The organism is Micromonospora sp. NPDC047812, assembly GCF_040704175.1.
Taxonomy (GTDB): Bacteria; Actinomycetota; Actinomycetes; order Mycobacteriales; family Micromonosporaceae; genus Micromonospora.
This window is the reverse complement of record NZ_JBEYRY010000001.1, coordinates 1,435,127-1,449,642: the sequence shown is the minus strand read 5'-3', so window position 1 is coordinate 1,449,642 and position 14,516 is coordinate 1,435,127. Positions and strand designations below refer to the sequence as shown.

At 74.9% G+C, this 14,516-nt stretch carries 14 protein-coding genes and 1 pseudogene; 10 read left to right on the top strand and 5 right to left on the bottom strand.

Annotated elements, in window-relative coordinates; all coding sequences use genetic code 11:
* The first annotated feature begins 564 nt into the window (after positions 1-564).
* The 7 genes and pseudogenes from AB0883_RS06660 to AB0883_RS06630 all read left to right on the top strand — a co-directional run bounded on the left by AB0883_RS06660 (position 565) and on the right by AB0883_RS06630 (position 5,774).
* Positions 565-1,791 carry a hypothetical protein gene (locus AB0883_RS06660; RefSeq protein WP_366639937.1) on the top strand — a complete coding sequence of 409 codons (1,227 nt, stop codon included), beginning with the start codon at positions 565-567 and terminating at the stop codon, positions 1,789-1,791.
* Between the two features lie 51 nt (positions 1,792-1,842).
* Positions 1,843-1,989 (top strand): annotated as a pseudogene (locus tag AB0883_RS06655) (ABC transporter ATP-binding protein); the annotation flags it as partial.
* Positions 1,990-2,290: 301 nt separating this feature from the next.
* Positions 2,291-2,500, top strand: coding sequence for a helix-turn-helix domain-containing protein (locus AB0883_RS06650; protein WP_007465625.1), 210 nt, complete (start codon positions 2,291-2,293; stop codon positions 2,498-2,500).
* Between the two features lie 216 nt (positions 2,501-2,716).
* A complete protein-coding gene (locus AB0883_RS06645) occupies positions 2,717-2,818 on the top strand; it encodes an AURKAIP1/COX24 domain-containing protein (protein WP_007465623.1) in 102 nt (33 codons plus the stop codon).
* 120 nt (positions 2,819-2,938) lie between these two features.
* Positions 2,939-4,012, top strand: coding sequence for an NAD-dependent epimerase/dehydratase family protein (locus AB0883_RS06640; protein WP_366639935.1), 1,074 nt, complete (start codon positions 2,939-2,941; stop codon positions 4,010-4,012).
* 203 nt (positions 4,013-4,215) lie between these two features.
* Positions 4,216-5,115 (top strand): lysophospholipid acyltransferase family protein, encoded by a 900-nt coding sequence (locus AB0883_RS06635; protein ID WP_366640320.1) that lies wholly within the window; start codon positions 4,216-4,218, stop codon positions 5,113-5,115.
* Between the two features lie 248 nt (positions 5,116-5,363).
* Complete coding sequence (locus tag AB0883_RS06630) at positions 5,364-5,774, top strand: hypothetical protein (RefSeq protein ID WP_366639933.1); 411 nt, start codon at positions 5,364-5,366, stop codon at positions 5,772-5,774.
* Positions 5,775-5,819: 45 nt separating this feature from the next.
* On the opposite strand, the gene AB0883_RS06625 is transcribed toward AB0883_RS06630, so the two are convergent.
* The 3 genes from AB0883_RS06625 to AB0883_RS06615 form a co-directional block, all read right to left on the bottom strand.
* Complete coding sequence (locus AB0883_RS06625) at positions 5,820-6,695, bottom strand: HAD-IB family hydrolase (protein WP_366639931.1); 876 nt, start codon at positions 6,693-6,695, stop codon at positions 5,820-5,822.
* A gap of 126 nt (positions 6,696-6,821) precedes the next feature.
* Complete coding sequence (locus AB0883_RS06620; protein ID WP_366639929.1) at positions 6,822-7,706, bottom strand: DUF5667 domain-containing protein; 885 nt, start codon at positions 7,704-7,706, stop codon at positions 6,822-6,824.
* Between the two features lie 288 nt (positions 7,707-7,994).
* Complete coding sequence (locus AB0883_RS06615) at positions 7,995-8,951, bottom strand: ECF subfamily RNA polymerase sigma factor, BldN family (protein ID WP_366639927.1); 957 nt, start codon at positions 8,949-8,951, stop codon at positions 7,995-7,997.
* A 592-nt stretch (positions 8,952-9,543) separates the two neighbouring features.
* On the opposite strand from AB0883_RS06615, the gene AB0883_RS06610 reads away from it, so the two are divergent.
* The 3 genes from AB0883_RS06610 to AB0883_RS06600 are packed head-to-tail and all read left to right on the top strand — an operon-like array spanning position 9,544 to position 12,155.
* Complete coding sequence (locus tag AB0883_RS06610) at positions 9,544-11,238, top strand: AMP-binding protein (RefSeq protein ID WP_366639925.1); 1,695 nt, start codon at positions 9,544-9,546, stop codon at positions 11,236-11,238.
* Positions 11,231-11,482, top strand: coding sequence for a glutaredoxin family protein (locus tag AB0883_RS06605; protein ID WP_121399981.1), 252 nt, complete (start codon positions 11,231-11,233; stop codon positions 11,480-11,482). Before AB0883_RS06610 ends, AB0883_RS06605 begins: the two co-directional genes overlap by 8 nt.
* A gap of 22 nt (positions 11,483-11,504) precedes the next feature.
* Positions 11,505-12,155: an HAD hydrolase-like protein gene (locus AB0883_RS06600; RefSeq protein WP_366639924.1), complete on the top strand. Its 651-nt coding sequence runs from the start codon at positions 11,505-11,507 to the stop codon at positions 12,153-12,155.
* Between the two features lie 113 nt (positions 12,156-12,268).
* Here the strand turns inward: AB0883_RS06600 and AB0883_RS06595 are convergent, their stop codons facing one another.
* A complete protein-coding gene (locus AB0883_RS06595; protein WP_366639922.1) occupies positions 12,269-12,922 on the bottom strand; it encodes a response regulator transcription factor in 654 nt (217 codons plus the stop codon).
* Positions 12,923-12,946: 24 nt separating this feature from the next.
* A complete protein-coding gene (locus tag AB0883_RS06590) occupies positions 12,947-14,248 on the bottom strand; it encodes a sensor histidine kinase (RefSeq protein WP_366639921.1) in 1,302 nt (433 codons plus the stop codon).
* Between the last annotated feature and the right edge of the window lie 268 nt (positions 14,249-14,516).

The window sequence follows — 14,516 nt, the reverse complement described above, 5'->3', positions numbered from 1 at the left end:
GGGCAGCCCGGCACGGACGGCCGACCGGTGACGGACGGCACGCCGGCCACCGCGACAGCAAAGGCCGAGCCGCCTGACCGGGCCGAGCCCGCTGTCGAGGCTGAGCGCGCTGTCGAGGCCGAGCCGGCTGACGGCGCCGAGCCCATTGTCGAGGCTGAGCCCGCTGTCGAGGCCGAGCCCGTCGACCGCGCGGAGCCCACCGTCGAGGCCGAGCCGGCTGATGAGGCAGAGCCCGCTGACCGGGCGGGGCTCACTGCCGAGGCCGAGCCGGCCGACGGGGTCGAGCCCGCCGAGAGAGCCGAGCCCGCCGCGCCGGCGGTTGTGAGCGCGCCGTCCGTGCCGGCGGGGGCGAGTGCGCCGTCCGTGCCGGCGGGGGCGAGTGCGCCGTCCGTGCCGGCCGTTGTGGACACGCCGACCGCGCCGCCCGTACCGACTGCTGCCGCCGGCGGACCGGCGGCTCCCGGCGCACCGGTTGTCGCGGCGGCCGGGGACGGGCTTGTCGGGCCCGTCCCGGCGGCGGTGGGCCCCGCGCGGACGTCGCGGCGGCTCCGGCCGCTCGAGGTGGTGCTGGCGGTGGTCGTGCTGGTGCTGGCCTGCGGCCTGCCCGCGGCGCTGGTGGCCGGCCTGGTGCGTGCCGGTGACCCGCCGGCCCCCGGGACGTCCGCCGCGCCGGCCGACGACCCCGCCACCGCGGCCGCCCGCCGGCTCGGTGAGCGCATGACGGCGGAACTGGCCCGGCAGTCCGCCGCCCTGCTCGGCGGCGACCGTGCCGGGTTCCTGGCGGTCGCGGAGCCGGTCGCGCATCCGGACCTGCGCCGCCGGTACGCCGCGCTGCGCGCGCTGCGGGTGACCGCCTGGCAGGCCGACGCCAACGGCCTGCCCACTCCGGTGGAGGGCCGACCCGGCGAGTGGCGGTTGCTGGTCGAGTTCCGCTACTGCTTCGTCACGCCGGACTGCCGCACCAGCCCGGTGCTGACCGGCACCCGGTGGCGGGAGGGGGAGCGGCCCCGGCTGCTCGCCGTGGAGCCGTCCCGGTCCGCCGAGACCGGCACCCGGCCCTGGGAGGTCAGCGAGCTGGCCGTGGCCGTCGGTCGGCGTACGCTCGTGGCCACCACTGCCGCCCTGCGCAAGGAACTGCCCGGCCTGCTGGCCCAGGCGGAGGCCGCCGCCCGGGTCGCCGACACGTACGCGGTGGACGGCCGCACACCGGACCGGTACCGGATCTTCTACGCGGGCCGGGGCGAGTGGCAGCGCTGGTACGGCGGCGGCCGGCCGAAGTGGACGGGCGGGTACGCGGTCACGGTCGGCGGCGGCCACCACGAGGTGGTGCTCAACGCCGACGGGCTCGTCGCCGGAGGGGTGGACGATCTGCTCCGGCACGAGCTGACCCACGCCGCCTCCCTGCCCGAGCGGGGCTACCCGGGCAAGGGCACCTGGTGGCTGGTGGAGGGGCTGGCCGAGTACGCGGGCGCCGACGGCGAGCCGATCGACCGATACGCCGGGCTGGACGAGGTGCGGCGCCTGCTCGGCGGCGGCTGGGACGGCCGGCTCGACAGCCTCAGCCCGGCCGACGACGCCCCGGCCGACCGGGTCAGCGGCAGCTACGGGGTCTCCTACCTGGCTGTCCGGCACCTGGTCGACCGGTTCGGCCCGGAGCGGCTGCTCGCCTTCTTCGCGGCCGTGGTGCACGAGCGCACGCCGGTGGACAAGGCGGCCGAGCGGGTCCTCGGCGAACCCTGGTCCGCCCTGCACGACGAGTGCGTCGGGTACGTCCGCGCCGTGGTCGGCTGACGCGCCGGGCGGCGCGCGTGGGTCCCCGCTGGTGTCGGTCCGGGCGGCCCCGGCATTCATGATCGACCGCTGTCGGGCCGCGTCGGGCGACCTGACACACTGGTGTCCGCTCCCAGCGCGGAGCCCCGGTCCGCGTCCGGAAGCGGCCCGGGGCACCCGCCCGGTGGCTCCGGTGGCGCCGCCGGAGCCACCGGGCGCCTTCCGCGCCGGGCCCCGGCTCCGGCCGTCGCGGCCTGCGGGAGCGTCGGGCAGCGGTCCCGACCCGCCCCGGACCGGGCGGAGTGTTCCCGGATGAGGACCGATCGGACGCCGGGCGCAACAGGTTCGACAACGAACCGACCGGTCGGGTGGACACCGGCGAGAATCATGATCAGTTGTACGAAGGGATCGCGCCGGTCACAGCCGTCCCGCTACCGTACTGGTAACACGCGCGTCGCCGGTCCGGGCGGGACGAACCCGTCCGGTGGCACGCGCCGGGCATGGGATTGGTCGGTGAGCCATGGCCGGGTCGCAGTCCGACGGACGGCTGTCGGAGGTCAAGTTCCTCACCGTCGCCGAGGTGGCGACGGTGATGCGGGTGTCGAAGATGACGGTCTACCGCCTGGTGCACAGCGGTGAACTCACCGCGGTCCGGGTCGGCCGGTCGTTCCGGGTGCCCGAACACGCGGTGCACGAATACCTGCGGGGCGCCTTCCAGGAAACCGCCTGACCCGCCCGCGGGCCGTCGTCCGAGCGCGACGTAACGGGCATCGACGGGGGCGCGTTGGTCCTGCTGACGCTCTCCGGCTACCCTGGACCCCGACCGTGACCGCAGGTGCGCCCTGCCGCTTACCCCGCTGGTCCGGTCCGTTGTCCGCAAGCGGTCGCCGACGCCACACCGTGGCGTCATCCGGTCGCCCCGCACGTTGCATCGAAAGGCTTTCGTATGGGCTCGGTGGTCAAGAAGCGCCGCAAGCGCATGGCTAAGAAGAAGCACCGCAAGCTGCTGCGCAAGACCCGCGTCCAGCGTCGCCGTCTCGGCAAGTGACCGGGGCCGGGTCCCGGCCCGGCTCCCGTCGTCACTTGCCAACTGTCGACCCTCGGAGGCTCAGGTGATCACGCCGCGGATTTCCCGGTTCGATCCCTCCTGCCGGGGAAGGTGCGCGACATGACCCCCGGTGGCACCCCAGGTGCCCCGGGGGTCGTCGTCGTCACCGGGGTCAGCCGCTACCTCGGCGCGCACGTGGCCGCCCGGCTCGCGGCCGACCCCCGCATCGAGCGGGTCATCGGCGTGGACCAGCCCGAGCCCGGCGCCGAGGTCGCCGACCTGCTCGACCGCGTCGAGCGCGTCCGCATCGACGCCGGCTCGCTCGGCGGCCTCCTCGCCGACCTCGACGTCGACGCCGTGGTCCACCTCGCTTTGGTCACCTCGCCGGACCCGCAGCACGGCGGACGCTCGGCGATGAAGGACCAGAACGTCATCGGCACGATGCAGCTCCTCGCCGCCTGCCAGCGCGCCCCCCGGCTGCGCAAGCTCGTGGTCCGCTCCTCGACGGCGGCCTACGGGGCGTCGTTCCGCGACCCGGCCGTCTTCACCGAGGAGACCGAGCCGCGCGAGGTGCCGCGCGGTGGGTTCGGCCGCGACATCCTCGACATCGAGGGGTACGTGCGCGGCTTCCGCCGCCGGCGGCCCGACGTCACCGCGACCGTGCTGCGCTTCGCGCCGTTCATCGGCTCGACCGCCGACACGACCCTCACCCGCTACTTCTCCCGGCCGGTGGTGCCCACCGTGTTCGGGCGGGACCCCCGGTTGCAGTTCCTGCACTTCGACGACGCGCTGGAGGTGCTGCACCGGTCGATCGTCGAGGACCACCCGGGGACGTACAACGTGGCCGGGCCGGGCGTGCTCTCCCTGTCGCAGGCGATCCGCCGGGCCGGCCGGATCGCCGTGCCGGTGCTGGAGCCCGGCCTCTCCAGCGCCGCCGCGATCGCCCGCAACCTCGGCTTCGGCCGCTACGGCCTGGACCAGGTCGACCTCTTCGTGCACGGCCGGGTCGTCGACACCAGCCGGCTGGAGCGGGAGTACGGCTTCACGCCCCGCTCCACCGCCGCCGCCTTCGACGACTTCATCCGCGCCCACTACGGCGGCGTCGTGGTGAACCGGGACCAGCTGGCCGTCGCGGAGCAGCTCGTGCTGGACGGGATCCGGCAGGTCCGGGCGGCCGTGCGGGAGGGCTCGTGAACGGGCCGGAGGAGCGGCGCGACGGCCGCTACGACGTACCGCTGACCGTGGCCGCGCCGGACGCGGAGCCCGCGCGGGCGAACGGACACCACCCCGGCACGCCCGACGAGCCCGACACGTCCGCCACCGACGAGGCGGTCGCGGGCGACGCGCCGGCCACCGCCGACGAGCCCGACCCCGGGGCCACCGGCGAGCCGGCCACCGTGGCGGGCGGCGCGCCGGGCACGGGACCCAACGGACCGGCGGTGCCGGACCGGCCCGGCGACCACTGGGACCGCAAGGTCGCCAGGGGCCTGGCGTTCCTGCGTCGTCGGCTCTCCGGCGACTACGAGGTCGACGAGTTCGGCTTCGATCCCGAGATCACCGAGGCGGTCTTCCACCCGCTGCTGCGGATGCTCTACCGGGACTGGTTCCGCACCGAGGTCACCGGCCTGGAGCACGTGCCCGCCGAGGGCGCCGGTCTGGTGGTGGGCAACCACTCCGGCACCGTGGCGCTGGACGCGCTGATCCTCTCGGCCGCGCTGCACGACCAGCACCCGGCCCGCCGCTACCTGCGGCTGCTCGGCGCCGACCTGGTCTTCCGGATGCCGGTGGTCTCCGAGCTCGCCCGCAAGACCGGCGGGACGGTCGCCTGCAACCCGGACGCCGAGCGGCTGCTCGGCAACGGCGAGCTGGTCGGCGTCTTCCCCGAGGGCTTCAAGGGCATCGGCAAGCTCTACTCCGAGCGCTACAAGCTGCAACGCTTCGGCCGGGGCGGGTTCGTCTCGGCGGCGCTGCGCACCGGCACCCCGATCGTGCCGGTCGCCATCGTCGGCGGCGAGGAGATCTATCCGATGCTCGCCGACATCAAGCCCCTGGCACGGCTGCTCAAGCTGCCCTACTTCCCGGTCACGCCGACCTTCCCCCTGCTGGGGCCGCTCGGCATGGTGCCGCTGCCGAGCAAGTGGCTGATCGAGTTCTGCCCGCCGATCCCCACCGCGCACCTGATCGACTCCGCCGACGACCCGCTGGTCGTGTTCAACCTCGCGGACCAGGTGCGGGAGACCATCCAGCAGACCCTGCACCAGTTGCTGGAGCGGCGCCCCGACCCGTTCGGCCCCTAGGTCCCGTCTCGCGGATCCCGGTCGTCGGGGACGGCGCGTAGCCGGACGCTGCCCGTACTGGTCGCAGCGCTGCTGCCCCGGCGCCTGCCCGGCACGCCTCGGTCCGGACCTCGGTGTGGCTGCTCTCACTGCCGGGCGGCCGTGGAGGCAGCCCGTGACACAGTTGGTTCGCATACGCCCAGCCTGCGGGCGTGCCGAGCGAGGTGGGCCGACCGAGAGGCGCCACCGGTGGCGGAAGGACTGAGACGGTGACCGCAGACGACGCCGGACGGGCGGCTCGCGACGAGGCCGCCCGAGCCGAGTACCAACGTCTTCGGGAGCGCGGGGAGGCGTGGCGTCTGATGCGCACCGTCGACGGGGAGCTGACCCTGTACCGGCCGGAGGAGGTCGGCTTCGTCGGGGGCGGACCAGGCGTCATGGTGCGTACCGTGGGCGGGCTGCGAGTCCTCGCCGTCGTGTTCACCGCGTTCACCGTGGCCCTGGCGCTGACGTTGCCCATCTCGTGGGCGCAGGGCCGGCCCTTCTGGGGAGCCGTCCCGCTGGCGCTGGTGTCGGCTGCGTTCACCTGGTATGCCGTGGCCATCATCCGCAAGGAGAAGCGGGCGGTCGAGCTGCGGCGCCAGCGCGGCGTTCCGGCCCCGGCCCGCTACCCGTACTGAGGCGGGTCGGGGCGTCCGCACCGGGCCGGCCCGGACACGGCCCGCTCAGCCGTCGCGGCGGCGGCGGTGCAGCGCCAGGCCGGCGCCGACCGCCCCGGCGATCAGGCCGGCCGCGGCGGTGGACGGCACGGCGATCTTGACGGCGCGGCGGCCGGTGCGGAAGTCGCGGACGTCCCAGCCGCGCTGCCGGGCCTCCTTGAACAGGGCCGCGTCCGGGTTCACCGCCACGCCCCGGCCGACCATCGAGAGCATCGGCAGGTCGTTGCACGAGTCGCTGTAGGCGGTGCAGCGGCGCAGGTCCAGCCCTTCGACGGCGGCGAGCTGGGTGACCGCCTCCGCCTTGGCCGGGCCGTGCATCAGGTCGCCGACCAGCCGGCCGGTGTACGCGCCGTCGACGACCTCGGCGACCGTGCCGACCGCACCGGTCAGGCCCAGCCGCGCGGCGATCACCCGGCCGATCTCCACCGGCGCGGCGCTGACCAGCCAGACCCGCTCGCCGGCGTCCAGGTGACGCTGGGCGAGCTGGCGGGTGCCGGACCAGATCCGGGGCGCCATCAGCTCGTCGAAGATCTCCTCCGCGAGGCGCTCCACGTCGTCCACCCGCCAGCCCTCGACGAAGGCGAGGGCGGCCTCCTTGGCCTGCGACATGTCGCCGGCGTGCTCGGTGGCGAGCAGCCGGAACCGCAGCTGCTGCCAGGCGAACCGGGCCAGGTCCGCGGTGGTGAAGTAGTCGCGCGCGGCGAGGCCCCGGGCGAACCAGTAGATCGACGCGCCCCGCATCATCGTGTTGTCGACGTCGAAGAAGGCCGCCGCGGTCGGATCGGGTTCCGGGGGAGCGAGGGGCGCGAAGTCGGTCTCCGCCCAGCCGGCGGTGTGACCGTGGGCGTCGGTGCTGACGGTCACCTTGCGGCTGCGGGCCACGCGACCTCCCTCCGCTGGACCGGCGCGACGTGTGCTTCCGCGAGGGTATCCGGGTGCGCGTGGCGGACGGCCGTCCATGGGGAGAAGTGTGGCGCGGACGTCTCGGCCGGTTCGGCCGACGCCGGTTCAGCGGTCGCCGGGGCAGGTGGCCGGGGCCGGGCCGAGGGCGTCGCTGCCGACGGGTGCGGGCCGGCCGCAGGCGATCGCCGCGCGCAGCGCGTCGGAGCGCTTGCGGGCCGCGTCGAGCAGGGCGAGCGAGCGGCGGGTGCGGTCGCGGTCGGCCCGGCTGGCGTCGTCGAGGAGCCCGCCGACCGCCCGGCGCTGGCCGGTGAGGAAGGAGTTGACCGCGTCCAGGGCCGCCGGGTCCGAGCGCTGCGTCGCGGCGGTGGTCAGCAGGCGTACGCCCTGGCGGGTGTCGGCGTCCATGTCGTCCAGCACCGCGCTGAAGCCGTCCTCGTCGCCGCGCAGCGCGGCCGCCTCGGCGAGCCGGGTACGGGCGAAGTCCAGGAACAGCTGGCCCCGGCTGACGTCCGAGCTGGCCAGCGCGAGCTGGGCGCGTTCGGTGGAGCGCTTCATGCCGTACAGCGCGTCACCGGGTACGGCGTTCTCGCTGGCGGCCGAGATCCCCGAGAGGGCGACGGCACCGGCCGCGACGCCGACCAGGATGGCGCCCCGGGCACGGGCCCGGCGGGCGGTCACCGCCGGCAGCAGCCGGTTGCGGCCGGCGTCGGCGGCGGAGCGCCGGGACGACGGCTCGGCGGTGACGGCGGCCGGGGCACCGATGCCCTCGCGCTCGGCCGTGGCCAGCAGCATGGCCCGCAGCCCGGTCCGGAACTCCGGGTCCACCTCCACGGCGGGCGGGGCGGCGGGCAGCCGCTGACCCACCGCGACGAGCGCGGCCAACTGGTCGTCGGCCCGGGAACGGACGTGGTGTCGCCGGCCCCCGTTGGCCTCGTCGAGAAGCTGCGCGAAGCGCTCCGCGCGCCGACGGGAGAAGAGGTTGCTGTCCACCGCGGGCACCTCCTCTCGCTGGTCGCGGCCGGTCGGCCGCTGTCTTCGACAGCGACCGGTGACGGCGTGACACCACGGACGAAGGTCGTGGCCGGCCGCGCTGCCGGGCCTCGGGGGCCCGGGGGATGCCGGGCCACCACCGGTCGCACCCGGAGAAACGGTCCGCACCGGACATGGGTTACGGGGCCGGCGGAGGCGAAATCACGCAAAGTGATCGCTGTCACGGGTCCGCGACGTCACGGAGCTGCGCCTACATCGATCGATGCACGGCGTTCTTCCCGGCCGGGACTACGGTTGGAAGCCGTCCGGCAGCAGCCGGGCCAGCGCGCGTACGGCGCGGTACTGGAGAGCCTTGATCGCGCCCTCGTTCTTGCCCATCGTGCGGGCCGTCTCGGCCACGGAGAAGCCCTGCAGGAAGCGGAGCACGATGCACTCCTGCTGCTCCGGGTTGAGCTGCTTCACGGCGCTGAGCAGGGCCACGTTGGTGATGTGCTCGACGACCGCCGCCTCCGGGCTGCCCTCCGGGCCCCGGTCCTCGCGGTCGGCGTCCAGCACGTCCCCGGTGGTGACCTCCAGCCGGTAGCGGCCGGACTTGAAGTGGTCCGCCACCAGGTTCCGGGCGATGGTGACCAGCCAGGCGCCCAGGTCGCGCCCCTGCCAGGTGAAGCTGCCGATCCGCTTGAGGGCGCGCAGGAAGGTGTCGGAGGTGAGGTCCTCGGCGAGCTGCCGGTTGCCCACCCGGAAGTAGACGAACCGGAACACGGTGTCGACGTACCGGTCGTAGATCAGCCCGAACGCCTCGGACTCGCCGGCCTGGGCCCGCTCGACCAGCGCCCAGACCTCGGTGGCGGGGTCGGACGGGTCCGGGCGGCTGGGGAAGCCCGTCGAGGTGTTGACCGGCGCGGCGGCGGCCGGCACCGCCGGGATCACCGCCGTCTCCGCCCCCGACTCGTCGGGAGCCTTGGCCGGCTCCGTGGTGCGGCGGCCCTGCGCCGGCATGGTGGGCCGGGGCACGGCGACCCGACCGCCGGCCGGCTTGGCGTTGCCGCCCGGTGTCGCGGAGCGCGGCGGTGGCTCGTTCTGGTGTGGCCGGCTGCGGGTCCGGCTCGACGTGCCCTCCCCTCGGACGGCGAGGCTGCCCGTGTCGTCCAGCGGATTCCGGGCGGCGGGCCGTTCGTTGAGCGGCCCGCGGATCGCCGGGTTGGTCAGGCCGGCAGGCCGTTCCGCGTATCCGAAGGTGGTCACCGCGCCGCCTCCGTCCCGCCGGCCGACCACGCCGGTCGGCGCGTCGCCGTCGTGGCCCGGCCGGGACGGCCGGGCAGGGCTGGCTCGGGGTGTGCCGACGGGCGGCAGATCCCCTTGAGGTGCTGGTCCAATGCGCTCACAGGCACGGGGGCCTCCTCGGGCTGAGGGGTGTCGACTCACGGCAAATGGGGTGAGCCGACCCGAGTGATGATAGGGCCAACGTCACCCACGCGTGGCAAGTCCGTTACACAGGGCGGAAGTATTTCCCGCCGCGTCGCACAACTGGCGGACCGGTTGTCCGTCGTGTGCGGTTGACTTTCGGATTACCGCGTGATCGCGAATGAAATTCCAGGTCAGCGCGTGCGTCGCGGGATCGGGCGGGCCGGCGGCGCGGGTGTCGGCCCAGGACCGTCCGGCGGTCCCGGCACCGCCCGGCGTGTCCTGTGGACGGGACCGGTTCCGTCACGCCCGCACCCGCCGGTGGTCCTGTCGACGGGACTTGTCCGGGCCGCCGTTCCCGCCGGCCGGGGTGTCCCGTCGGCCTCCGGCGGGCATGGCCCGCAGGCCCCGCGCTGTGCCAGACTCAGCCACCGTGCAGGACGCAACCGACAGCTCCGCCTCGACCCTCGTCGAGCGGCTCCACCGGGCGGCCGCCGCCCACGGCGACCGACCCGCGCTGCACTGGCGTGAGCGGACCATCACCTGGTCCGAACTGGACGCGTCGGTGACGGCCACCGCCCACGCCCTGGCGGCCCTGACCGGGGTGCGACCCGCCGGGCCCGGCCCGACGCCGGGGGCCGCCGACCCGCACCCGCCCCGGGTCGCCGTCGCGCTCGGCAACTCGCCGGACTTCGTGGTGGGCTGCCTGGCCGCGCTGCGCGCCGGGCTGGTCGCGGTGCCGGTCAACCCCGGCCTCACCGCCCCCGAGCTGCGGCACGTGCTGGCCGACTCCGGCGCCTCGGTGCTGATCTGCACCGAGCGGGTGCGCGACCTGGTCGGCGACGCCGCCGGGGACCTGCCCGCGCTCGTCGCCGTGCACACCGCGCCGCCGGTGGCCGACGCCGCGCACCCGTTCCCCGACCGGGGCGGCGACGACCTGGCGCTGCTGCTCTACACGTCCGGCACCGAGGGGCGGCCGAAGGGCGCGATGCTGACGCACCGGGCGCTGGCGGCCAACCACGAGCAGGTCGGCCGCATCGACCCGCCCGTCGTCGGCCCGGACGACACCGTGCTGCTGGCGCTGCCGCTGTTCCACGCGTACGGGCTGAACGCGGGGCTGGGCGCTGTCGTCCACCATGGCGCGACCGGGGTGCTCGTCGACGACCTCGGTTCCGACGCGGGGCTGGCCGTGATCGCCCGGCACCGGGTCACCGTGCTGGTCGGCGTACCGTCGATGGTGGCCGCCTGGTCCACGGCGGACGCCGCCGCCCTCGCCGCGGCGATGACGTCGGTCCGGGTCGCGGTCTGCGGCGCGGCACCGCTGGAGCCGGCCGTCGCGGCGCGCTTCACCGAGGTCGCCGGTCGCCCGGTGCACGTCGGGTACGGCCTGACCGAGACCGCGCCGGTGCTGACCTCCACCCTGGTCGGCGGGGAGCCGAAGGCCGGCTCGATCGGCCGGCCGCTGCCCGGCGTCGAGCTGCGTCTGGTCGGGACGGACGGGGCCGACCTGTGGCACGACGGCGTGGCCGAGCCGGACGACGACGCCGACGAGCTGGACCTCTCCGACGGCACGCCGGGCACCGATCCGGGCCAGGTCGTGGTGCGCGGGGCGAACGTCTTCTCCGGCTACTGGCCGGACGGCCGGGGCGGCCCGGACGCCGACGGCTGGTGGGCCACCGGCGACGTGGCGTACGCCGACTCCGACGGCGACCTCTTCCTGGTGGACCGGATCGGCGAGCTGATCCTGGTCAACGGGTTCAACGTGTACCCGCACGAGGTCGAGCTGGTGCTCTCCGCGCACCCGGGGGTGGCCGAGTCGGCGGTACTGGGTGTGCCGCACCCGCGGACCGGCGAGACTGTCCGGGCGTACGTGGTGCCGGCACCGGGACGTCCGGTGACCGGTGAGGAGCTGCTCGCCCACTGCGCCCGCAACCTGGCCCGGTTCAAGTGCCCGACCGCCGTCGAGTTCGTCGACGAGTTGCCGCACTCGGTGATCGGCAAGGTACGCAAGACCCTGCTCCGGACGGCGTCGTCCCCGACGGCCCCGGTGCCGTCCCCGGCGGCGTCGCCGGAGACCCGCCCGCCGGCCCCGGCCGGCGCCAGCACGACGGAGGAGACCGATGCGTGAGCCCCGACTCACCCTGATCACCCGCCCCGGCTGCCACCTCTGCGACGAGGCGAAACTGGCGCTGGACCGGGTGGTGGCGGTCACCGGGGACCGGTGGACCGAGAAGGACGTCACCGACGACATCGAGCTGGAACGCGAGTACGGCGACCGGCTGCCCGTGGTGCTGCTCGACGGCAAGGAGCACGGCTACTGGCGGGTGGAGGAGGAGCGGCTGCTGCGGGACCTGACCACGCCGCAGCTGTGACACCAGGCGTTAGGGTGCTTTGATGACCCCTGCGCGCAACCACCTGGTGTGGGACTGGAACGGCACCCTGCTCAACGACCTGAGCCTGGTGGTCGACTGCACCAATGCCGCCTTCGCCAGCGTCGGCGGGCCCGCCGTGACCGCCGACGAGCACCGGGTGCGGTTCCGCCGGCCGATCGCCGACTACTACGCGGAGGTGCTCGGCCGGGCGGTCGACGACGACGCGTTCGGCCGGCTGGACCGGATCTTCCACGACGCGTACCGCACCGGGCTGACGACCTGCGAGCTGGCGCACGACGCCACCGTCGCGATGGCGGCCTGGCCGGGCAGCCAGTCGCTGCTGTCCATGTGGTTCCACGAGGAGCTGGTGCCGACCGTGCACACGTACGGGCTCGCCGGGCACTTCGTCCGGGTGGACGGGCTGCGGGCGAGCGTCGGCGGGGACCGCAAGGCCGAGTCCCTCCGGCGGCACCTGACGGAGCTGGGCGTGGACGGCCGGGACGTGGTGCTGATCGGGGACTCCGTCGACGACGCCGACGCCGCCGTGTCGGTGGGGGGCCGCGCCGTCCTCTACACCGGCGGGTTCACCGACGCGGCACGGCTGCGTGCCTCCGGCCACCCGGTCGCCGACACCCTCAGCGAGGCGGTGAGCCTGGCGGCCACGCTGCCCTGACCGGTCGGGGCGGACGGCGCGGTGCGAGGTCGGCGGGTCGGCAGGTGGCGTCGGGTCCTGCGGCGGGCCGGGGGCACCGGTGTCGGCCGCGCGGCGTCGCGCCGGGCGTCCGGTCAGTTGCGCAGGTAGGCCAGCACGGCCAGGACCCGCCGGTGCTGCTCCGTGTCGGGCGGGAGCTGGAGCTTGGTGAAGATGTTCCGGACGTGCTTCTCGACGGCGCCGTCGGTGACCACCAGGGTCCGGGCGATCGCCGTGTTGGAGCGGCCCTCGGCCATCAGCGCGAGCACCTCCCGTTCGCGTGGGGTCAGCTCGCGCAGCGGGTCGTCGCGCCGGCGTCGGGCGAAGAGCTGGCCGACCACCTCGGGGTCGAGCACCGTCCCGCCGGCGGCCACCCGGTCCAGCGCGTCGAGGAACTCGTCGATCGCGGCCACCCGGTCCTTGAGCAGGTAGCCGATGCCGCCCCCGCCGCCGCCGGTGGTGGCGAGCAGGTCGTCGGCGTACGACACCTCGACGTACTGGGAGAGGACCAGGATCGGGGTGCGGGGCACCAGCCGGCGGGCCTCCACCGCCGCGCGCAGCCCCTCGTCGGTGTGCGACGGCGGCATCCGGACGTCGACGATCGACACGTCGGGCCGGTGGGCCACCACCGCCACCACCAGCGCGTCGCCGTCGGCCACGGCGGCCACCACCTCGTGCCCGCGCTCGGTGAGTAGCCGTACCAGCCCCTCCCGGAGCAGCACCGCGTCGTCCGCGATCACGATTCGCATGTCCTGTTGTCTACCACGTGCGGCTCACAGCGGGAGTTCCGCGCGGATCTTGGTGGGCCCGCCGGCCGGGCTGACAACGGAGAGCCGGCCGCCGGCGGCGCGGACCCGGTCGGCGATGCCGACCAGCCCGTGCCCCTTGGCCAGGTGGGCGCCGCCCTGCCCGTCGTCGTCGACGTCGACCTCCAGCCGCCCGTCGTGCCGGGCCACGGTGACCTGGCACTCGGTCGCCCGACTGTGCTTGGCGACGTTGGTCAGCGCCTCGGACACCACGAAGTAGGCGGTGCTCTCCACCGCCGGGTCGAGCCGGCCGGCCGGGCTGGCCAGTTCCGGGTCCACCCGCAGCTCGATCGGGATCAGGCCGCGCCCGGCCAGTGCCGCCAGGGCGCTGGGCAGTCCCCGGTCGACCAGGATCGGCGGCGCGATTCCCCGGGACAGGGCGCGCAGCTCGGCGAGCGTCTCCCGGGTCTGGGTGACCGCCTCGTCCAGGGTGCGCCCGGCGGCCTGCGGGTCGGTGGCGAGCTGCTGGCGGGCCCGGCTGAGGTCCATCGCGAGTCGGACCAGGCGCTGCTGTGGGCCGTCGTGGATGTCCCGCTCCAGCCGGCGCAGCGCGCTCGCCTCGGCGGAGACGGCGGCCCGCTTCTGCTCCTCCAGCACGGTGATCCGGTTGCGCATCTCGGCCACGCCCGTTAGCAGGGCACGGCCGAAGCCGGCCTGGAGCAGCGCGCAGCCCCGGGCCACGATCGGCAGGGTGATCAGGAAGAACAGCCCGATCGCGGTGTGCAGCCCGATCCGGGCGACGGTCGACTCGCCGAGGCCGAGGAGCTGGGGGAGGCCGACGTCCTCCGGGTCGCCGTGCGGCAGCGTCCAGTCGTACGCCCAGTAGAGGGTGCCGGCGACGGCGCCGGCCCACCAGACCAGCGTGACCACGAAGGTGACGATGGCCACGATCAGCTTGAGGATGCCGTGCGCCAGGTCGAGCCAGGACTGCGCGTCCCCCATCGGCACGAAGATCCGCCGCCAGGCGCTCGCGCCGGGCTCGGGGAGCCGGTACTGGGGGCGGATCCGGGCCTGGTGCAGCACGGTGGGGAGGCGGAGACGCTCGATGTCGGCGAGGCCCCGGGCGGCGTAGAGGGTGCCGCTGAGGATCGGCAGGCCGATCACCGTCACGACCAGTCCCAGCCCGGCAGCCAGGCCGACCAGCAGGACGACGAAGCTGGCGAGAGCCAGCGGAAGGCCCAGCAGCACGTAGCCGGAGTCCAGCAGGAGCTGTCGGGAGATGGTCGGCGCCGGCACGGGATGATCGGCGGCGACGGGTACGGCGGTCATGTCAAGAGGCTAGGCAGCGCGGGGTGGCCGACCCATCCCGTCGGCCCGCCTCTCCGGCGTAGGGCTGGCCCTACCGTGACCGCATCGTGGGCAAGCCGTGGGCCGCGTGATTGGTCAGAGAAGTCTTAATTGAGCAATAATCGGCGCGCCGGCGCCATCGGCGTCGCCCGCGGGCCGGGCGGCGGCCGGCGGCGGCCACCGGATCGATCTTGCGGAATGGAGGGGCTGGTGAAGCCGGGTCGCGAGCTTTCAAGATCGCGATTTGTGC